This window comes from Hymenobacter endophyticus, from assembly GCF_032464715.1.
In the GTDB taxonomy this organism is placed as follows: Bacteria; Bacteroidota; Bacteroidia; order Cytophagales; family Hymenobacteraceae; genus Hymenobacter; species Hymenobacter endophyticus.
In genome coordinates this window covers 261,396-281,268 of the sequence record NZ_JAWDJT010000004.1, presented here as the reverse complement: position 1 = coordinate 281,268, position 19,873 = coordinate 261,396, and the positions used below count along the sequence as shown (strand labels likewise).

General features: G+C 57.9%; 20 protein-coding genes. 7 read left to right on the top strand and 13 right to left on the bottom strand.

Features of this window, described 5'->3' with window-relative positions:
• On the bottom strand, positions 1 to 2,550 hold a 2,550-nt coding region (gene clpB / locus ROI90_RS09320), incomplete at its 3' end, for an ATP-dependent chaperone ClpB (protein WP_315998064.1).
• Positions 2,551 to 2,731: 181 nt separating this feature from the next.
• Here clpB and ROI90_RS09315 point away from each other — a divergent pair.
• Positions 2,732 to 3,448, top strand: coding sequence for a hypothetical protein (locus tag ROI90_RS09315; RefSeq protein WP_315998063.1), 717 nt, complete (start codon positions 2,732 to 2,734; stop codon positions 3,446 to 3,448).
• Positions 3,449 to 3,768: 320 nt separating this feature from the next.
• On the opposite strand, the gene ROI90_RS09310 is transcribed toward ROI90_RS09315, so the two are convergent.
• From ROI90_RS09310 to ROI90_RS09300, 3 genes are all read right to left on the bottom strand, one after another.
• A complete protein-coding gene (locus ROI90_RS09310; RefSeq protein ID WP_315998062.1) occupies positions 3,769 to 4,233 on the bottom strand; it encodes a hypothetical protein in 465 nt (154 codons plus the stop codon).
• 49 nt (positions 4,234 to 4,282) lie between these two features.
• Positions 4,283 to 4,855: a hypothetical protein gene (locus tag ROI90_RS09305; protein WP_315998061.1), complete on the bottom strand. Its 573-nt coding sequence runs from the start codon at positions 4,853 to 4,855 to the stop codon at positions 4,283 to 4,285.
• 668 nt (positions 4,856 to 5,523) lie between these two features.
• On the bottom strand, positions 5,524 to 6,447 hold the full coding sequence (locus ROI90_RS09300) for a manganese catalase family protein (RefSeq protein WP_315998060.1): 924 nt from the start codon (positions 6,445 to 6,447) through the stop codon (positions 5,524 to 5,526).
• Positions 6,448 to 6,686: 239 nt separating this feature from the next.
• Here ROI90_RS09300 and ROI90_RS09295 point away from each other — a divergent pair, with 239 nt between their 5' ends.
• The gene (locus ROI90_RS09295; RefSeq protein ID WP_315998059.1) at positions 6,687 to 7,418 is read left to right on the top strand and encodes a DUF72 domain-containing protein; all 732 of its coding nucleotides are present in this window, start codon (positions 6,687 to 6,689) and stop codon (positions 7,416 to 7,418) included.
• A 97-nt stretch (positions 7,419 to 7,515) separates the two neighbouring features.
• Positions 7,516 to 7,890 carry a cupin domain-containing protein gene (locus ROI90_RS09290; protein ID WP_315998058.1) on the top strand — a complete coding sequence of 125 codons (375 nt, stop codon included), beginning with the start codon at positions 7,516 to 7,518 and terminating at the stop codon, positions 7,888 to 7,890.
• Between the two features lie 131 nt (positions 7,891 to 8,021).
• On the opposite strand, the gene ROI90_RS09285 is transcribed toward ROI90_RS09290, so the two are convergent.
• Positions 8,022 to 8,972: a 1-phosphofructokinase family hexose kinase gene (locus tag ROI90_RS09285; protein ID WP_315998057.1), complete on the bottom strand. Its 951-nt coding sequence runs from the start codon at positions 8,970 to 8,972 to the stop codon at positions 8,022 to 8,024.
• 143 nt (positions 8,973 to 9,115) lie between these two features.
• On the opposite strand from ROI90_RS09285, the gene ROI90_RS09280 reads away from it, so the two are divergent.
• The 3 genes from ROI90_RS09280 (at position 9,116) to ROI90_RS09270 (ending at position 10,477) form a co-directional block, all read left to right on the top strand.
• Positions 9,116 to 9,907 carry a HipA family kinase gene (locus tag ROI90_RS09280; RefSeq protein WP_315998056.1) on the top strand — a complete coding sequence of 264 codons (792 nt, stop codon included), beginning with the start codon at positions 9,116 to 9,118 and terminating at the stop codon, positions 9,905 to 9,907.
• Positions 9,885 to 10,271, top strand: coding sequence for a DUF3037 domain-containing protein (locus tag ROI90_RS09275; protein WP_315998069.1), 387 nt, complete (start codon positions 9,885 to 9,887; stop codon positions 10,269 to 10,271). The genes ROI90_RS09280 and ROI90_RS09275 overlap by 23 nt, the downstream gene beginning before the upstream one ends.
• A gap of 68 nt (positions 10,272 to 10,339) precedes the next feature.
• Positions 10,340 to 10,477 carry a hypothetical protein gene (locus ROI90_RS09270; RefSeq protein WP_315998055.1) on the top strand — a complete coding sequence of 46 codons (138 nt, stop codon included), beginning with the start codon at positions 10,340 to 10,342 and terminating at the stop codon, positions 10,475 to 10,477.
• A 95-nt stretch (positions 10,478 to 10,572) separates the two neighbouring features.
• Here the strand turns inward: ROI90_RS09270 and ROI90_RS09265 are convergent, their stop codons facing one another.
• The 8 genes from ROI90_RS09265 to ROI90_RS09230 form a co-directional block, all read right to left on the bottom strand.
• The gene (locus tag ROI90_RS09265) at positions 10,573 to 11,118 is read right to left on the bottom strand and encodes a hypothetical protein (protein ID WP_315998054.1); all 546 of its coding nucleotides are present in this window, start codon (positions 11,116 to 11,118) and stop codon (positions 10,573 to 10,575) included.
• Between the two features lie 128 nt (positions 11,119 to 11,246).
• Positions 11,247 to 12,005 (bottom strand): LVIVD repeat-containing protein, encoded by a 759-nt coding sequence (locus tag ROI90_RS09260; protein WP_315998053.1) that lies wholly within the window; start codon positions 12,003 to 12,005, stop codon positions 11,247 to 11,249.
• 11 nt (positions 12,006 to 12,016) lie between these two features.
• Positions 12,017 to 12,535: an LVIVD repeat-containing protein gene (locus tag ROI90_RS09255; RefSeq protein WP_315998052.1), complete on the bottom strand. Its 519-nt coding sequence runs from the start codon at positions 12,533 to 12,535 to the stop codon at positions 12,017 to 12,019.
• 174 nt (positions 12,536 to 12,709) lie between these two features.
• Positions 12,710 to 13,654, bottom strand: a complete 945-nt coding sequence (locus ROI90_RS09250; protein ID WP_315998051.1) for a D-2-hydroxyacid dehydrogenase — start codon at positions 13,652 to 13,654, stop codon at positions 12,710 to 12,712.
• A 106-nt stretch (positions 13,655 to 13,760) separates the two neighbouring features.
• Entirely contained in the window at positions 13,761 to 14,054 is a 294-nt protein-coding gene (locus ROI90_RS09245) for a YMGG-like glycine zipper-containing protein (RefSeq protein WP_315998050.1), read from the bottom strand.
• Between the two features lie 201 nt (positions 14,055 to 14,255).
• The gene (locus ROI90_RS09240) at positions 14,256 to 16,703 is read right to left on the bottom strand and encodes a S9 family peptidase (RefSeq protein WP_315998049.1); all 2,448 of its coding nucleotides are present in this window, start codon (positions 16,701 to 16,703) and stop codon (positions 14,256 to 14,258) included.
• 248 nt (positions 16,704 to 16,951) lie between these two features.
• Positions 16,952 to 17,530: a nitroreductase family protein gene (locus ROI90_RS09235; protein WP_315998048.1), complete on the bottom strand. Its 579-nt coding sequence runs from the start codon at positions 17,528 to 17,530 to the stop codon at positions 16,952 to 16,954.
• Between the two features lie 48 nt (positions 17,531 to 17,578).
• A complete protein-coding gene (locus ROI90_RS09230) occupies positions 17,579 to 18,292 on the bottom strand; it encodes a pirin family protein (protein ID WP_315998047.1) in 714 nt (237 codons plus the stop codon).
• A gap of 595 nt (positions 18,293 to 18,887) precedes the next feature.
• Here ROI90_RS09230 and ROI90_RS09225 point away from each other — a divergent pair.
• On the top strand, positions 18,888 to 19,829 hold the full coding sequence (locus tag ROI90_RS09225; RefSeq protein ID WP_315998046.1) for a glutamate--tRNA ligase family protein: 942 nt from the start codon (positions 18,888 to 18,890) through the stop codon (positions 19,827 to 19,829).
• Positions 19,830 to 19,873: the final 44 nt, after the last annotated feature.

Genomic DNA, 19,873 nt, shown 5'->3' with positions numbered 1-19,873 from the left:
CACCACGGCGTCCTTGCTCACGCGGCCCGAAAGGATGTCCTTCGACAGCTCGTTGAGTACCAGGCGCTGCAGTACGCGCTTCAGTGGCCGGGCCCCGAAGGTGGGGTCGAAGCCCTGCTCGCCGAGGAAGTCGAGCACCTCGTCGGTGGCCTCCAGGCGGATGCCGGCTTCTTCCAGCCGCTGCTGAATCTGCCGGAATTGGATGTCGACGATTTTGCGGATTTCCTTGCGCTTGAGCGGCTGGAACATCACAATTTCGTCGATGCGGTTCAGGAACTCGGGGCGCATGTGCTGCTTGAGGCGGTCCACCACTTCCTCGCGGGTGCGGTCTACCACTTCGTCGTGGTTGTACTCATTCAGCTCCTTGAAATTCTTCTGAATGATGTCCGCGCCCGTGTTGGAGGTCATGATGATGATGGTGTTCTTGAAGTTCGCCACCCGGCCTTTGTTGTCGGTAAGGCGGCCATCATCCAGCACTTGTAGTAGGATGTTGAACACGTCGGGGTGGGCCTTCTCAATTTCGTCGAGCAGCACCACCGAGTAGGGCTTGCGGCGCACGGCCTCGGTCAGCTGGCCACCTTCGTCGTAGCCCACGTAGCCGGGAGGTGCCCCAATCAGGCGCGATACGGCGTGGCGCTCCTGAAACTCGCTCATATCGATGCGCACCATGGCGTTTTCATCGTTGAACAGGTGCTCGGCCAGGGCCTTGGCCAGCTCTGTTTTACCCACGCCGGTAGTACCCAGGAAGATGAACGAGCCGATGGGCCGCTTGGGGTCCTGCAAACCCGCCCGGGAGCGGCGCACCGCGTCGGAAATAGCCGCAATGGCCTCCGATTGACCCGCCACGCGCCGGCCCAACTCATTTTCCAGGTTCAGCAGCTTGTCCCGGTCCGACTGCAGCATCTTGCTCACCGGAATACCGGTCCACTTGGCTACCACCTCAGCAATGTCCTCGGAGGTTACCACTTCCTGCAGCATCGAGCCGCCGTCTTTCTGGGCTTCGGCTTGAGCCTGTAGCTCCTTCAGCTTGTTTTCTGCTTCCTGAATTTTGCCGTAGCGCAGCTCGGCCACGCGGCCGTAGTCGCCCTGGCGTTCGGCCTGCTCGGCTTCCAGCTTGTAGCGCTCAATGTTTTCCTTCTCGGTTTGCACGCTGGTCAGAGCCGATTTTTCGTTTTCCCACTGCGCTTTCAGCGTGTCGCGCTGAGCCGAGAGGTCGGCAATTTCCTTGTTGAGCACATTTTCCCGGTCGTGGTTTTCCTCGCGGCGGATGGCTTCGCGCTCAATTTCCAGCTGCATAATGCGGCGCTGCACCTCGTCCAGCTCCACGGGCATGGAGTTCAGCTCGATGCGCAGCTTGGCGGCGGCCTCGTCCATCAGGTCAATGGCCTTATCGGGCAGAAACCGGTCGGTGATGTAGCGGCTGCTCAGCTCCACGGCGGCAATTACGGCGTCGTCGGTGATGCGCACGCCGTGGTGCAGCTCGTACTTTTCCTTGATGCCGCGCATGATGCTGATGGCGTCCGGAATGCTGGGCTCATCCACGATGACAGCCTGGAAACGACGCTCTAGGGCCTTGTCCTTCTCAATGTACTTCTGGTACTCCTTGAGTGTGGTAGCCCCGATGGCGTGCAGCTCGCCCCGCGCCAGGGCAGGCTTGAGCAGGTTGGCCGCGTCCATGGCGCCTTCGCCACCGCCGCCGGCTCCAATCAGGGTGTGAATCTCATCGATGAAGAGCACAATCTGCCCATCCGAGTCGGTTACTTCCTTGATAACGGCCTTGAGACGCTCCTCAAACTCGCCCTTGTACTTGGCCCCGGCCACCAGCAGGCCCAGGTCCAGGCTCATCAGGGTTTTGTCTTTGAGATTTTCGGGCACGTCGCCGGCCACAATACGCTGGGCCAGGCCCTCGGCAATGGCGGTTTTACCCACGCCCGGTTCGCCCAGCAGTACTGGGTTGTTCTTGGTGCGCCGACTCAGAATCTGCAGCACCCGCCGGATTTCCTCGTCGCGGCCGATAACCGGGTCCATTTTGCCGGTGCGTACCCGCTCGTTCAGGTTAATGGCGTAGCGGTTCAGGCTCTGGTACTGGTCCTCGGCGGTCTGGCTGTTCACCTTGCGGCCCCCGCGCAGCTCCTTGATGGCGGCTTTGAGGTCCTTTTCGTTGAAGCCGGCATCCTTCATCAGGATAGCCACGGCGTCCTTGCCGCCCAGCAGCCCCAACAGCAGGTGCTCCACCGACACGTATTCGTCGTCGAATTCCTTCAGGAAGCCCGTGGCGCGCTGCAAGGCGGCGGCAGCTTCGTTGGCGAGGTAGGGCGAACCCCCGCTTACTTTGGGGTAAGCCGCCACGATGTCGTCGAGGCGGGGCGTGAGGATGTTCAGGTTTACGCCCAGCTTCTTGGCCAGAAACGACAGCACATTCTCGTCGCTCTGGAAGAGGCCTTTCAGCAAGTGGCCGGTTTCGATGGCCTGCTGCTGATTACCCCCGGCAATTTCAGTGGCCTTCTGCACGGCCTCCTGTGCCTTAATGGTATAGTTATTAAAGTTCATGGGTTGCTTTCGTCGTGGGTGAGAACTTCGAACAGGAAGATTCTACGGACGACTTAGCAAACGGGGTGCAAAAGTAGTTTTGCTGACTTTTTGGCTTTATTTACAGATTTTTTAGCATGATAATAAGTCATATTGTCTTATTAGTGCTTATTTGCAAACGATAAAACAGCCAAAATGCCATATGGAAAACAACTTAAGTAAATCGATTCTTGCCGCCACAGCCTCTAGTTTAACTGATATATCTAAAGACGTACTTGAAGCGACTTTTGATTCTGTACTTGACGAAGGGTTAATTAAAGATATTCCCGTTTTGAATACTGTTCATTCTTTATTTAAAATAGGTTCAAGTATAAAGGAAAAGATATTTATCAATATGCTTTTGAAATTTCTTTTTGAGCTAAAAGATATAGCAATAGATAAGAGAATAGATTTTGTTAATAAACTACAAGATGGTGAGTATAGAGACAAAGCAGGTGAAAAGATTATAGTAATATTAGATAAGTTAGATGACTCAGATAAGGCATCAATGGTAGGTGTAATTTTTCGCGCTTGTGTACAGGGTAAGTTAAAGTTTGTGGATTTTTTAAGGTTGTCTCATATAATAAATGTTGCCTTTTTAGACGATTTATATCTTTTAAAAAATGGCTTTTATGCCGACGGTCATTCTGCGACATATCATCTGCAAGATACGGATCTAAGCAAGCTATATAGGATTGGACTGGCCTCCGCTTCAATCATGCCGGATAAACTTTCTATTGCTATTAGAGAAAGGTATCGTGGAGTAGATAAACTAATTGATTATAAGACAGAATACAAGTTAAATAATGATGCGTATATTATAACGAGAGAAATATTCGATTATGCTTGGATAGAAAAAGTATACGGCATATATAAATGAATAAACAACGAAACCTGAGTGCAGCGAAGCGCAAGAGGTCCTTCGTTACGCTGCACTCAGGATGACAGGGGGAGTTACCCCAGCTTCTCCGGCGTCTCGCTGTTGCTGCCTGTGCGCTTGCCGGGGCGGTCGATGATGAGGCAGGCGGTTTGGATGCGCTGGTAGAACTTGGGGGCGGAGCGGGCTAAGCTTATAAAAATGTCTGAATATCAGCTAGTTGTTAAGCAGGTTTCTATGCTATTACACCACAAATAGTCCAACAGAAACGCCCCGAAGCTGCCTAGCTCCGGGGCGTTTCTATTATGCTCAATCGAACTTTTCTACTCCACCTGTCGGCCCAACCCATCACCAGCCAAACCCGCCCGCCGAAACAGCCACCCCGCCAGCACCCACAGCCCGGCGAAGAGGGTGTTCAGCACAATCACCCACAGTACGCCTATCGTGAGTGGGGGCTGCTTGATGAGCAACGCTACGAAGGGCACGGCAAACTGCGTAAGCGCCGCCGCGAACATGGCCCGAGCCATACCCAGCGGCTGCAGCCGGGCCACTGCGGCCCCCACAAAGCCCACCACCAGCACCGCCCCGAACAGCAGGTTAACGGGGTTGTCTTCGCTGCCGATAAAGCCTACGGCCAGGTTGCCCCATACCAGCAATAGGGAGGCGGCGGTAGCCACGCCGGCGGCCACCTTGTAAGAGCCACTCCGGCCCCGGCTGGCCACCAGCATCGTCAAAAGGCCCGCAACCAGCAGAAAGAGGCCAGCCATAACAAAAGGTGCTACGTTCATATCAGTGAGAAGTGAAGGGTTTGGTGGTGTGCAGTTGGCTAGTGGTACTTTATTGGGCTACTTGTGGGCCCGACACAGGCTCAGCGGCCCGGCGAAACAGCAGGCCCGCCAGCGCCCAAACACCCGCAAACACCACATTGGCCACCAGCACGTTCAGGAAAGGGGCAGAAGGCTCGGCGGCATTACCCGTGGGCTTCCACACGAATAGGGCAATGCCCGTAACTACCAGGTAGGTGAGGGCGGCGGCAAACATAGCGTTGGAAGTGCCCAGCGGCCGGAAACGGGCTGCAATGGCGCCCCCCAGGGCCACAAACAGCACCGCGGCGTACAGCATGTTGGCCGGGTTGTGTGAACTACCTACTAGGCCTACAGCGGCATTGGCCCACACCAGCAGCAACCCGGCTAGTACACCTATGGCTGCCGCCAGCCGGTACGTACCGTTGTTGCCCATTCGGGCAATGAACACGAACGTGGCCCCGGCCCCAAACAGCACAACAGCCGCAAACACAAAGTCGGAGAAAGTCCAGTTAACCTCAGCGGTGTATTGCATGGCTATCAGCGGAATCAGTAGCAGAAGCCCGGTAACCGCAGCAACGAGCAGAAGGCTTTTGGGGAGTGTCATAGTGGGGATGCGTTGAGGTGGGATGATGAGAAAAATCAGGAAGAAGCGGCCTAAGTCAGGGCTAATAGCAGCAACTATACAAAGGATGTTAAAGAACTTTGTATTTCAAAGTTGACAAAGAAAAATTTTCTTCATCAACCTATAACTAACTTACAGGAAGTGGCTTTGCGCGCTTTAATTGGCATTGTAACGATGAATTACCAACGAGTGAACGAAGTGTTCGTGCTATAAAACGAAGGTTGTTCCGGGCCCACTGCTACCTGAGGCCAGGCAGAAATCCATTGGCTGACAACCCGCCCTGCTGTAACCTCGGCGTTTACTTGGAGAGAAGGCGTTGCGCTCTACAGGTATGGTCACTTCACCGGCAGATTTTCCACTGAAAGTACTTCTGAGCTTGGTAGGTTGGGCTTATGGCTAAGCCCGCAGGTAGCATGGGCTTGCCGGATATGCCGGCCTCGGGTGCAAGCCACCATTCACGGCCCCGACTATGCCATGACCCTGGCCGTGCTGCTGTTGCCGTTGGGCCTGCTACTGCTGCTGGGCCAGGAGCCGAGTATGCTCGGTCGGTGTAAGACAAAGTCGTTCTGGCTACCGTGTAGAAAACACAAAACGGGCCTGCCCCAAGGAGCAGACCCGTTTTGTGTTGCTGAAAGCATCAGTGGCCTAGTTTAGCCGTGACGCTGCTTCCACTCGTCAGACAGGCCTAATTTCTTGGCAATATCCTTGAACATTTCGGGGTCGAAGTCGTCCTCGCCGGGTGAGTTGAGCTGGGGTTCTTCCTCCAGCACGGGGTAGGGCACGCCCTGAATGGCCCCTTGCACCACTTCCAGCTTGGAGCCGTCTTCGGGGTGCGTGCCGTTCCAGATAATGCCAGCCTCAGCGTAGGCGTTGGGCGAGAAGGTGTAGAGCTGCCGGTGCAGGCCGTGCTCCATGAACTTAACGGCTTCCGGAAATTTGGCGTTGGATAGGGGCGGCACGGGCATCAGCTTCTTCACGTCAACCCCCGTGATTACCTCCAGGGCTTTGGCGTAGGCATACACGTGCAGGCCGCCACGCACCAGCAGATAGCCTATCATGGTACGGGCGCAGGGGTCGGTTACCATTTCGTAGGCCCTGATTTTGTTGGCCCGGGCTCCGCACTCCAGAAAGAAGTTGTGCAGCAAATCGAGGCGTAGGTTGCCGGAGCTGTTCACGTACTGCCCGGTCCAGGGGTTACCCATCGAGTCGAAGGGCAGGGCCGCCTGGCCGCTGGCCAGAAAGTGGTAGGAGTTACGCGCATCCACGGCATCCGACAGGGGGCCGGGCTTGGGGTCAGTGCCCCGCTCGGTTACCCCGGTCAGCAGCAAATTGATGGCGTAGCTGACAGCCTCAATGTGCGAATACTCCTCCGCCGCAATGGCGGAGGTAAGCGCGTAGAAGGGCCGGAGCCGGTCGCGCCCCCGGAAGTTGAACGACTGGAACGTGTAGTTCATCAAGGTGCTCATCTCGCCGAACTTGCCCCCCAGGAGTTCCTGAATGGCAGCGGCATCATTGGCCGACGGATGTTTGGGTTTCGGCAGGTCAATTGCCAGTTCGTCGAGGCGCAGAATCATAGCTCACAGAGGTGAATGGTGAAAACAGAACAGCCGGCAGCCGGGACCGAAACCCCGTCTGAAACCGCAGAATATTCGTATGCCCGGGGGCCGACGTCAAGCTAACGTACGGTTATAAACCGGAGAAAGCATGTGCACAATTTGGCGGCTCATCTGTAGTAAGCTGCTGTGTAGCAGTACTATAGTTGAGCTTGCTTCGTGCGCAGCTTCCTAGTGCCCACCTGGATATTATCCTACCTATGCCCGCGTACTATATCGGCTGTTCCGGCTTCTCTTACCGCGACTGGAAGGGCGTGCTGTACCCGGAAGGGCTGCCGCCGCGCAAGTGGTTTGCCTACTACTGCACCCAGTTCAACACCCTGGAAGTAAACGTGACCTTCTACCGCCTGCCGGCCCTGAAAGTGTTCGAGGAGTGGTACGCGCAAAGCCCACCCGACTTCCGGTTTGCCGTAAAAGCGCCCCGGCAGGTAACGCACTACAAGAAGTTCAACACCGAGGCAGCGCCTATTCTGGCCAGTTTTTACGCTACTGTGCAGGAGGGCTTGCGGGAGAAGCTAGGGCCCGTGCTGTTCCAGCTGCCACCCAAGGCCGCGTACACGGAGGAGCTGCTGGGCCGAATTTTAGAGCAGCTCAATCCTGACTTCCATAACGTGCTGGAGTTTCGGCACCCTAGTTGGTGGGACGGGCAGGTATTCCGGATGCAGGCCCAGCACGGCATCAGCTTCTGCGGCCAAAGCTACCCCGGCGACCTGCCCGATGAGGTAGTGGCCACCATCGAAAAAGCCTACTACCGTTTTCATGGGGTGCCGGTGCTCTACACTTCGGCTTACAGCCCCGAATTTCTGGCAAAAATAACTCAGCAACTCCAGGCCAAACCCCATATCAAGGAGGTATACCTGTACTGTAACAACGGCATTGGCGGGGCCGGAGTACTGAATGCCCGGCAGCTGCAGGTGCTGCTGGGGGGCTAGGCCGGCACCGGACTAATGGTCGTGAATTTCGTGGCTATTCAGTACCTTGAATGAGCCCGCTACACGGCGGACCTCACGCTCCTTATTCTCCCGCATTATGGATACTGCCACTCTCTTAGGCCCGTTGAAGGACGCCACCCGCCGCGAAGTAGGCGGAGTGCAGGTTGATGTAGTACGCACCGGTAACTCCCGCGTGAAGCGGGTGGTGTACCCGGCTGGCTTTCGGTGGTCGAAGGATATGCGGCCCGTGGTGGGCGGCGAGTTGTGCCAGCACGCTCATGTGGGCTTTCTGGCTGCCGGCCAGCTGGGGATTCAGTACGCCGATGGCACCCAGGAGGAGTTTACGGCCCCGCAGGTAGTCGCCATTGCCCCCGGCCACGATGGGTGGGTGATGGGGGAGGAGCCAGCTATTCTGATTGAATTCGATTTTGAAGGCGAAACCGTGGAGCGGTTGGGCTTGAAACGAGCGTAGGTTTGGCCACGTAAAAAGCGCATCATTCCGGGCCCCGCGAAAAAGCTTGCAGGCTGACATTGGCGTAGCACACGCCACCAGTGCGCAAGATTCCTGGCGGGGCTCGGGATTACGCGTTGGTAGCGTCGGCCTTACGCCGCTCGGGCCGGCAGGGTCTGCAGCAGCCAGCTATAAAGCCGGTCCACATCGTCCTTGCGGAATAGCTCGGTGCCGGGATTCATGGTAGCGGCCGAGCCGCAGGCTACCCCTAACCGGGCTACTTCGGGCAGGCTCAAGCCAGTACTCAGGCCGTGCACGAGGCCGGCTACCATACTGTCGCCGGCGCCCACGGTGCTACGCTTCTTCACGGCGGGGGCGGGCACATGGTCAATGGAGTTTTGTGAAACCAGGCAAGCGCCCTGGGGGCCAAGCGACACAACCAGTATTTCGGCTTTGCCTTCCTGCACCAGCTGCTGCGCCGCTTGGGCCACGGCTTCGTTATCCAACTCATCCACGCCGGCCAGCTTGCTTAGTTCACCCACGTTGGGTTTGGCCAGATATACCCCTTCCTGCAACACCGCCTGCAACGCCGGGCCCGAGGTGTCGGCCACCACTTTCACGCCCATGCTTTTGGCGGCCCGCACCACGCGTACTAGCAGCTCCGGCTCCACGCCCGGCGGCAGGCTCCCACTGATAACCAGAAACTCGGTACCGGCAGCCAGCTCCCGCAATGCTTCCAGCACCCGCTGCTGCTCCTCGGGCCGCAGCTCGGTGCCGGGCATACCAAAGCGGTACTGCTGGCTGGTAGTGCTATCTACCACAATGAAATTCTCGCGGGTGTTGCCCTGGGTTTCCACGGCGCGGTATTGCAGCTGCTCCTGAGCCAGCAGCTGTTGTAGCATAGTGCCGCTGGGGCCGCCCGCCGGAAATACCGCCACCGACTCGGAGCCCAACCGCCGCAGCGCCCGACTCACGTTGATACCACCCCCGCCGGGCTCAAACTTGGGTGCGGCGCAGCGCAGCTTCTGGTCAGGCACGATGTGGTCGGCCGTGGTGCTTTTGTCCACGGTGGGGTTCAGGGTAAGCGTGATGATGCGCGGCATACGGAACGGGCTAAATAAGCAAGGCTAATCAGGCTACTGTACTGCCACCCGCCCGAAAAGTTGGGGGCTCCGGCGCCAGCTCTGTCAACAACCGGCCAATTTATCCGTTGCTTTGCTGTTCGTATCCTCCTTTGCTGCGGCCCATGCCCGTTCCTGAACTTGCCCTCCGAACCGTTGACGTAACGCGCTACGTAATTCCTCTGCGCGAAGGCGGCTCCCTACCTGCCCTGGTAGAAGCCGACGACGGGTTTATGTACGTAGTGAAGTTCCGGGGGGCGGGCCAGGGCCTGAAGGCATTGATTGCCGAGCTGATTGTGGGCGAAATTGCCCGCCGATTGGGTTTGCGCATGCCCGAGTTGGTGTTCATTAACCTGAGCGAAGCCTTTGGCCGCACCGAGCCCGATGAGGAAATCCAGGACCTGCTGCGCTTCAGCACGGGCCTGAACCTGGCTCTACACTTCCTGGCCGGTTCCGTTACCTTCGACCCCCTCATCAACGACGTGGAGCCCCGCCTGGCGTCCCTGGTTGTGTGGCTGGACTGCCTCACCCTGAACGTGGACCGCACTGCCCGTAATACCAATATGCTGATGTGGCACCGGGAGCTGTGGCTCATCGACCACGGCGCCGCCCTGTACGTGCACCACAGCGGCGCCGGTTGGGCCAGTAAAGCTACCCGCCCGTTTCCCCAGCTCAAAGACCATGTGCTGCTGCCCCGGGCCACTGAGCTGGAAGCCGCCGATGCCGAGGCCCACGCCCGCCTCTCGCCGGAGGTGCTGACGGCCATTGTAGCCCTGGTGCCCGATGAGTGGCTGCAGGAGCCCGACCTTAACCCCCAGGAGCAGCGCGCCCAGTACGTGGAGTTTCTGACTACCCGCCTGGCCGTTTCCCACACGTTTGTTCAGGAAGCTTTAACTGCCCGCAATGCACTTGTTTGAGTATGCCGTGCTGCGCGTGGTGCCCCGCGTGGAGCGCGAAGAGTTTTTAAACGTGGGCGTGATTTTGTACTGCTCCTCCCAGGGCTTTCTGCAAACCCGCTGCCACCTGCCCGAAGCTCGGCTACAGGCCCTGGCTGGCCCCGGCCTGGACCTCAATGACCTGCGGGCCCGCTTGCAGGCGTTTGAGCGTATTTGCCAGGGCTGCCAGCGCGGCGGGCCCATCGGGCAGTTGCCGGTTGCCTCCCGCTTCCGGTGGCTGACGGCCACGCGCAGTACCATCGTGCAGACCTCGCCCGTGCACCCCGGCCTCTGCGAAGATGCCGCCGCTATGCTGGATAGGTTGTATGAGCAGCTAGTGGCTTGATATTGAGTGAGATTTACGCAGGATTTTAGTATATTCCCTGAAGTATGTCTCACTAAATCAGCCTGATTATGGAAGTACGCAACAACTGGCCCGTTCAGCGCGGGCTTCACCTCAACAGGCTGCCGTGGTGGGCCTACGCTCTTTTCATTCCGGCCGTGTACCTGTTTGGCTGGTTGTTACACCTGCTAGGCGTAATTCCGGGCTAAAAGAAAAGATGGGCGTTTATGGCCCGGCCGCCCGGTGTAGGTATAGGCTGCGGGCGGCCGGGCCGTTACGATTTTCCGGGGCGTAATCTGGTGCACTACAACGCCACGCCCACCCGCAGCCCAACGGGAAGGTAGACTCCGGCGGAGCCATAGTCGCTCATGGAGGAGGCATATTGAGTAGTTGGCAAAGTGCCCCGGGAGTCGGCTTTGCGCAGCCCCAGCCCTAGGTATGCGTCCAGGAAAAACGACGTGTTCGGGAAAACCAGTTGCCGGCCTAGCACCACGGAGGCTCCGTATCGGTCAATGGTTTCTGTCTGGTTACGGAGGCGGTACTCGTAGTAGTACAGGTTGTCGGGGCCTGCTTCCGGTTGCCAGCTTTTGGCCTGGAATTGCAACCGAAAATGCTGATAGGATGCTCCGTAAGCCACGTAGTAGCCATCTGTGGGGCTCGGGGTTGCTCCAAGGTAGATGCGGTGGTGCACCTCCAGGCCGTAGCCGCGCACCCGGTCAGCACCGGTTTCGTGCAGCTCGGAGGTGAGGTCGTTCACTGGCCCCCGGTACCCCTGCGGCGTGAGAAGTATGCTGTGGCGGGAGCCCGGCCTCCAGGCTTTTTCCAAACTGACGTGGTACCCATTGGCCATCAGTGGCAGCAGGTTCCAGGAGATGCCCCAACGCCAGGGCCTGGGCGCAGGAGCAGCCGATGGAAGCGTTTGTGCTTCTGTCAACCCTGACATACACAAGCCCAGGACAAGCAGTAACGCGTTGCGCATTAGCGGGTGGGACTAATGGCCAGCTTGCTCAGAGCACTGAGCTTGCCGTTGCGGTAACGGTACTGGTACAACCCGCCCGGCCCAATAGCCAGCAGCAGCCCCCGGTGCGGAATTACGTCCGATACGGTAATGGGAAACGTTTGGGGGGCGGGCAACACCGGGCTCTGCTTAGTATCAAACACCTTGAGCTGGTCTTTGTCGCATACGAACAGTAGGGTACTGTCTACGCCCAGGCCCAGTGGGTGCTGCATGGGGTAGGTTTGAGCCAGGCGCGGGTTTCGCAAATTGGTCAGATCCACTACCTGCAACTGATTGGGGCCGCCCCCGCAAGTTCGGCCATCCCGCAGGGTCACGTAGGCGTACCGCTCATCCACTACTACTGGGTCGCAGCTCATTACGTGCTGAAAATAGGCAAGCTGTTGGGGCTGGTTGGGGGTAGAGGCATCAAAAATGAACATGCCCCGCTGCGTACCCAAAAACAGGTAGGGCGCGCGCGGGTAGATGGTTTCAATGCCGAAGCCCAGCGGTATTACAGTGTCTTTAGTGGGCGCCGTGGGGTTGGCCAGGCTGAAGGTGCGCAGGTTCTCGTTGTCCACCACGTACAGCGTATTTTCCAGCACGGTAAAGCGGGCCAGGGAGCCGCCTTTACCATTATCGGCGCTGCCGGGGCTCACGTCGTTGCTGTTGCTGCAGGAGCTGAGAGCGGAAAAGCCAAGCAGGGCGGCCAGGGCCCGGAGGGCAGGGTAGCGGTGTAGCATAGAAGGAGTAGTTATAGCTTTTGCCAGCCAATTACCACGGCATCGGCCGGGCGGTTCTGGGGTTGGTATTCGCTGGGCATGGTGCCGGTTTCGGGCATGGGCAGCTCCGGCACCGCTTCCCGCACCCGGTGGAGCAGCCGGGCCGCTTGCGCACTGCTCATATCAAAAGTCAGTAGGTCGGAGCCGCTGTCGGCGTAGAGCAAGGTGCCCTTCATGGCCACGTCCACGTTGCCCGGAATCCGCAGAAAGGCTACCGGCTGCGGGTGCTCGGGGTCTTGGTTGTTGATAATATGGATGCCCTCGTACTGCTCATTGATGAAGATGTACGGGTCGCGCAGGTATATTTTGCCGGTGTTGTGCAGTTCCCGGGGTGGCAACACGGCTACGGCCTGCTCCAGTTGCGTGCGCGCCATGAGCAGCGGCTTGTACTGCGGCAGCGGAATCCGGTCTACGGGATCAACCAAGCCCCAGCACGAGCTTAGGCCCAGCAGCAACCCACCGCCTGCTATAAGGGAGTACAGTTTATGCATGATAGAAATGGATAAGGTGATACGATAGGGGGAGCCGGTAGCCTCCCGGTTGGTTGCATAGGATGCTCAGTAAATTGGCGTATGGCACACGCAAACAGCAGCCAACACGGAGCGTGCAGGCTGCTGTTTGCATTTGTATGCTATGTGTCAGTAGGTGCTACTGGCTGCGGCGAGCTAGTAGCCCCGGTGTAGGGAAACCGGGTTTTCTATCGGCTCCTGGCGCAGTAGGTGCTGTAGGTTGCGCAAAAATAGGTCTACCTTGCCCTCGTCCTCGCCGGGACGGCCGCCCCCGCTGTGCTGGGTCAGGAGCACACGGGGCAAGTGCCAGAGCGGGCTGTCGGCGGGCAGCGGCTCCTGGGCGGTTACATCCAGCACGGCCCCACCTAAGCGGCCCGTTTGCAGAGCGGCTACCAGAGCGGGTTCATCGGTGGTGTTGCCCCGGCCCACACTGGCATAGAGGGCATGAGAGGGGAGGGCGGCAATCAACTCCTGGGAGAAGAAACCATCTGCACTGCCCGGCAAACAATTCACTACAATGTCGGTGGTGGATAGGGCAGCCAGCAGTTCCTCCCGGGTATGTAAGTGGGCAGCTGGATCGGTGCGGGCCAGAAACTGCACGGCACAATTGAAGCCCCGCAACTGCTGTGCAACTGCCTGTCCTATAGCCCCACTTCCCAGTATAATTACCCGCTGATGCTGAAGCAGCCCCAGCCGGGGCCGCACGGCCGCTCCTTCCCAGTGCCGTTGAGTCTGCCACACTGCTAACTCCGGAATGTAACGCAGCAGACCCAGCAAGCCAGCCACCATCGTTTCGGCGCAGGGCCAAGCGAAAAAGTCGCCCATATTGGCTACCGGAAACGTGGGGCTCAACTGCTGGTACCGGTCAATGCCCGCCGAGTCAATTTGCCAGAAACGTAAGCGGGATGGCAAGGCCGATTCCAACCACTGGGGCGGCGGGTTACCCAGCAGCAACTCCGACTCCGCCAGGGCGGCCTGCTGTTCCGCCTCACTTATATCGGTGCGGAAGGTAGGTTGAATATCAGCCGGGAGTTGTTGTAGCAGGGCGGCGCGGGCCTCACTACCAAGCGAGGAGTACACAAATAGATGCATAAAGCGCATACTGGAAAGGCATCGGCCGGGTTTGCCAACGGATGGGCCACAAACAGCAGAAAGCCCCGAACCAACCGGCTCGAGGCTTTCTGTAAGGCAAACTGCAAGCAAAAAACTAGTCTTTGCGCGAGTACTGCTCGTAACGTGCGGGGTCCTTTTTTCTGTCTTTTTTGCGGCCGATAATTCCACCAGCTGCAGCCCCGGCTACGGTACCAATTACGGCACCTTTGCCGCCGCCCACTACCGCGCCGGTTACGGCGCCAGCGCCACCACCAATGGCCGCGCCCTTCGCCTTCTTGCTCCAGCTTTTTCTGGTTCTGGTTTGGGCTGAAGCATCCGAAACTACTACTGTGCTATCCAGTACGAGCAGGGCTCCCAGCATAGCTGCATATATTTTGATGGTTTTCATGACGTTCAAGTTAGTTCAGGGAAAACCTCGAAGGAGGTAATGTCGAGTTTAACGAAGGCCTAAAAACCAGGTTTAGCAATGACAAAATATTATACATATAGTCCTTGTTTCATAATATAATTACTATATGTAGAAAGGCCGCCCGAACAAGCGTCCGGGCGGCCTTTCTACATAAGAAATCAGTTTGATTAAGCAGAAAGCTTAGCGGGCATCGGCTTTGGTAGTTTCCGCAGCCGGGGTGCCGGCTTTCTTCACGTAGGTATCCAGCCAGGAGTTCATTTCCCACAGCATGTGCATAATGGACTCGCGGGCAGCATAGCCGTGGGCTTCGGCGGGCAGCACCACGTAGCGCACAGTAGCACCGTTGCCCTTGAGTGCATTGTAAAACCGCTCACTCTGGATGGGGAAAGTGCCAGAGTTGTTATCGGCCTCGCCATGAATCAGCAGTAAAGGAGTCTTGATTTTGTTGGCGTAGTTGAAGGGCGACATGGTGCTGTACACTTCCGGCGCCTGCCAGTAGGTGCGCTCCTCTCCCTGAAAACCAAACGGCGTGAGGGTACGGTTGTAAGCGCCGCTGCGGGCAATACCAGCCTTGAACAGGTTGGTGTGGGCCAGCAAATTGGCGGTCATGAATGCGCCGTAACTGTGGCCCATAACTGCCACGCGGTTGGGATCTACCACGCCCAGGCGCTTGCCCTCGTCAATGGCGGCTTTGGCCGAAGCCGTGAGTTGCTCCACATAGGTGTCGTTGGGCTCCTTGGTGCCTTCGCCTACAATCGGAATACTGGTTCCTTGGAGCACGGCGTAGCCCTGCGTTACCCAGAACACGGGTGAGCCCCAGGTAAAGCGCGTGAACGTGTAAGGGGAGCCTTTCACCTGGCCGGCATCTTTCTTGTCCTTGAACTCTACCGGGTAAGCCTCCAGCAGCGTGGGCAGCGGGCCGTCCTCCTTCTTGTAGTTCGGGGGCAGGTAAAGGTTGGCCGTCAGATCAACTCCATCAGCCCGCTTATACTTGAGTACCTGCTTTTGCAGGTTACCCAAGGTGGCGTAGGGGTTCGGAAACTTGGTCAGTTGTGTGGCTTTGGGGTTGGGCGCATCGTGCAGGAAGTAATTGGGGGCTTCCTGCGCCGATTCGCGCCGCGTCACAAACCGGTGCTTGTTGGCATCCAGAATAGTTACCGGCACTTCATAGTAAGGCGCTTCTGAGCGCCACCACCGGGCGCTTTTCTTGGTGCGTACGTTCAGTTCATCCACAAACGGACGGTCACCTTCCGCCGAAGCACCCGTGCCCATCAGGTACACAACATCCGCGTTAGCATCGGTGGCTAGCACCCGGCGGCCCAGCTCGTTGCGCCGCTGAAACGGGGTGCCGGGGTCAGAGTAAGTGTCCTGCGAAGAGCGCTCAAACAGGGGCGTCAGGGAAGTTCTGGTTGCCAAATCCAGGCTCCAGAGTGTCTCTTTCCGGTCGGCCCAGCGGTAGCCTTCCACTAGGGCCAGCTTATCGGAGCCGCTCCAGTAGATGCGGCGGAAGCGCAGCGGCAAGGCCGCCAGCTCCTGGGGCTGCCCATCGAAGGGGGCACCCAGCGCGAACAGCTTGTCGCGCACCGGTGCTTCCGTTTTGGGGTTGCCCCCGTCCTGGGCTTCTACCCAAAACAAGGTGTTTGGAGCATCCTCCCGCCAGCTGATGTCGCGCGGGCCGGTGGGCACGGCGTCGAAGCTGGTGGGTACGTTATCGGCGAGGGGTAGATTGGCTATTTCTTTCACTACCAAGCCTTCCATGTTCAGCACATCAATGCGCTCCGGAAAGCTGTTGAGGGGCAGCGTGTAGGAGTACGGCCGGTGGCGGGTGCTGACCAGCACATATTTGCCGCTGGGGGAGGGCGAGGCCCGCTCAATGATGCCCGGCTGCCCCAGCGGAGCCATCCGACCATCCAGACCAACCTTTACTACCTGGGCAAGCGCATAATAATCGAACAGTCGCTCATCAACCGGATTCTTCAGCAAATCCTGGTAGGTGCGGGCGGCCGTGGTGCGGCCCACGTTCTGCTGAATGGTAGGACCAGTGGGTGCCGCTGTGGAACTAGGCGCTTCGCCACGGCCACCTACAATGGCCCGGGCAATAATGGTCTTGCTGTCGGAAGCCCACTCGTAGGGAGTTCCCAGCACGCCGTTCAGAAACAGGTTAGGCACCAGCTTAGCCGTAGCCGACGCCACATCTACCAGCCATAGCTCCACATGGTTGTTGGTGGTGTGGGTGAAAGCAATTCTGGTGTTATCCGGCGACCATTGCACGTCGCTGATGCGGGCGTTGGTGGGCAGGCCTTGTACTAGTAGCTCCTTGCCCTCGGGCAGACGGTGCAGGCGCAACGAAGCGGCGTAGCTCACGCGGCTGGCTCCGTTGGTGCGCGGGTTGATGCGCAAACCCGCTAACCGCATTTCCGGCTGGCTTACCTCGGCAATGGCAGGCATATCCCGCACATCCATCAACAGCATCCATTGGCCGCTGGAAGCAAAGCTGACCCGGGGCGTGAGTGGGGCGTCAACCAGGGCGGCAATGGCGCGCGGAGGCGTTTGGTACGGGAGGTCTTGCGCTGCAACCAGGCTGGTAGCACCCACCCAGAAGGCTAGCGTGAGTCGAGCTATTTTCATAAAATCAGGGTAATCAACTAAGTACTAGTTACAAAGGACGGTACAATCTGGCACATTCACTAACAGCTGTGGCAACATGTTCAGTATGTAGCACGTAGTAAGGGGCTTTTGCCAATCCAAAGCAACAGAAAAGCCCCGCTATACAAGCGGGGCTTTTCTGTTGCTCTAGAAAAAGGATAATTTTAATCTGCCTTAGTCCAAGGACAGAACAAGTCCCGAGCCGGTCGGAATTCACTGCTCAGGGCCAGCTACTCAGGCAGCTGCCGATGAAACGCAAGCTCCGTGAGGGCTTTGCGCTGGCGTGGGGCTTTCTCCCGGCTCAGAAAGGGCTCTTCCAACTGCTCAGCCTCACCTAAATAACCCAGTGCAAGCATCACAACGGGCTGCAGACCCTCGGGCAGCTGGAAAACCTCCTGGGCCTTGGCCCGATCAAAGCCACCCATGAAGTGACCATGCAGACCCAGTGCCGTAGCTTCCAGAATAAGGTTGGCATTTGCCATACCCAAGTCGTGGAGAGCGGCGGGGTTGGTTTGGCCATTGTCGTAGTGCGTTTTGGCCAGGGCCAGAATAAGCACCGGGGCGTTCTTGGCCCAGGGCTGATTACCGGGGAGCAAGCAGTCCACCATTTTCTGGAAATCCTCCTGGTCGGCATGGTGCGCGTAGATGTAACGCCAAGGCTGCTCATTCATGGCACTGGGTGCCCAGGATGCGGCCTCAAAGGCCTGGTGCAGCGCCTCAGAAGCAACGGGGTAGCTGGCAAAGGACCGGGGGCTCCAGCGCTTGCGAATCGTTTCCAGAACCGGAAACGTGGTGGGGGCATGTTTCATAAACGACGAATTTCAGCGAATAAACGCGGGTTTCACGGAAAGATAGCCTTACAGGCTCATGGGTACATCCATGAGTAGCAGGCGGGTAGCGGTAGTAGCCTGCACCTGCAGCGTGCCGGTTTCCCACACGCCCAAGCCGTCGCGGCGGCTGAGTGGCTGGCCAGCTACGGTCGCCTCACCTTCCAGCACAAACACGTACACCCCATTACCGGGCTGCTTCACCTGATACTCGGTGGCAAAGCCGGCATCGAAGTCGGCTAGATGAAACCAAGCATCCTGATGAATCCAGACCCCGGCATCCTCGGGGTTAGGCGACAAAACCTGCTGGAATTGGTTGTGCCGGTCTTCGGCCCGGAAGCTCTGCTGGTCGTAGCGGGGCGTTACGTTGCGCTGTTTCGGAAACACCCAAATCTGCAGAAACTGTACTGCCTCCGAGGAGCTGTGGTTTTTTTCGCTGTGGGCAATGCCGGTGCCAGCACTCATCACCTGCACGTCGCCGCTTTGGATGATGCCGTGGTTGCCGGCGCTGTCCTTGTGCTCCAGCGTGCCGCTGAGTGGAATGCTGATAATTTCCATGTTGTCGTGGGGGTGGGTGCCGAAGCCCATACCGCCCGCCACGGTGTCGTCGTTCAACACGCGTAGCACCCCGAAATGCACGCGCTCCGGGTTTTGATACCCGCCGAAGCTGAACGTGTGGAAAGAGTTAAGCCAACCATGGTTGGCGTGGCCTCGGGTGCCGGCTTTATGAAGGAGAGTCTGCATAGAGTAAGTAGGGAGTAGTTGATGGGTGCAAATATATGTACATACATCAATTAATTAGCAAAGATTCCAAAGAATAGGCAGACGGTTGCTTCTCGGGCTGCGTTGGAGCCATCAACTGCGCGGGTAGGAGCTAGCTGGTGGGGGGCAGAAACAACTAAGTGAGCCTAACTGCCACGCGTTATGAAGGGAGAACAGCACGGTATTGGTCACTGAGGAGTTGCTGCCGAAGGAAACTAGGGGTGCTGAGAAACCAAGCCAGGCATAGCGCCACGTAAGCCGGGCGAACTTTGATCCGCCGAAAATCAGTAGCCAAATTATCAGCGTCGACATGCAGAGTAACTGGTCTTCGTCTGCATCAAAAACACTAGCAGGCCCGGCTGCCGTAGCCCGCTAGTGCAAAGGCTAATAGCAGATTTAATCCTTTGATTACCGTAAACATCAGCAGGCAAAATGAGATGCGCGGGCGTCACTTCTTCAGGGTCCTTGTGCCAGCCTTAGTGCAGGTTATAGGGCATCATCACTGACTATTTTAGTAGGAGGGGCCCTGCCAAGGAGGCAATGTTGTAGCCGCCCGCGTACTTTCAGGACCTATTGTATGTGGCAGCTTTCTTCCATCCCCGTTGTTTCGCGCTTGGCGCCTACGCCCAGTGGCTTCCTGCACCTGGGTAATGCCGTCAACTTCACGCTTACCTGGCTGCTCACGCGCCAAGCGGGTGGCACTCTGCACTTGCGCATCGATGACCTTGACCGAGCCCGCTTCCGTCCCGCCTACCTGGAGAACATCTTCCGGACACTGGAATGGCTGGGTCTCGACTATGACTACGGCCCCACCGGCCCCGCCGACTTTGAGCGCAACTTTTCCCAGCAGCATCGGCTACCAGAATACGAGGCCACCCTGCAAGCTGCTCGCCTGGCGCACCCCCGGGTGTTTTACGCCTGCGGCTGCTCCCGTACCGAATTGGCCCGTCAAGGAGTACTTGCTGGGAGCTGCCCCGGCACTTGCCGGCACGCTGCACTAACGTTGTCTGCCCCCAAGGCAGCGTGGCGGGCTCATGTGCCCAGCGGCTCTATTGTCACCATCCAGGATATGGCGCAAGGGCTAGTACAGATAGATTTAACTGCCGAGCTGGGCAACTTTGTGGTGCGGAAAAAGGATGGAGTGGCTGCTTACCAGGTAGCTTCTGTGCTGGATGATGTGCGGCTGGGTGTTACCTGCGTAGTGCGCGGGCTGGATTTATTGCCCAGCACGGCAGCCCAACTGTGGCTGGCGTCCCAACTGCCGGGGCAGGAGGGTTTCCGGCAAGTGCAGTTCTATCACCACGCGCTGTTCACCACTAGTTCCGGCGAAAAGCTGTCTAAATCAACGCAGGCCAGCTCCCAACGCGGCATAGTGGAGGAAGCTGACTCCCCGCAGGTTGTGTACGAAGCAGTAGCTCACTTATTAGGGCTGCCGGAGCAAGCAGCTACTTCTCTTTCTGTGCTGAGAGAGAGGATAGCTCAACGGCACAATGGAGACACCTGGGCAAGCTCGGTATGAGGAAAGCCGGGCTAGCATAAAACCTCTACTGCTAGGCAAGATAC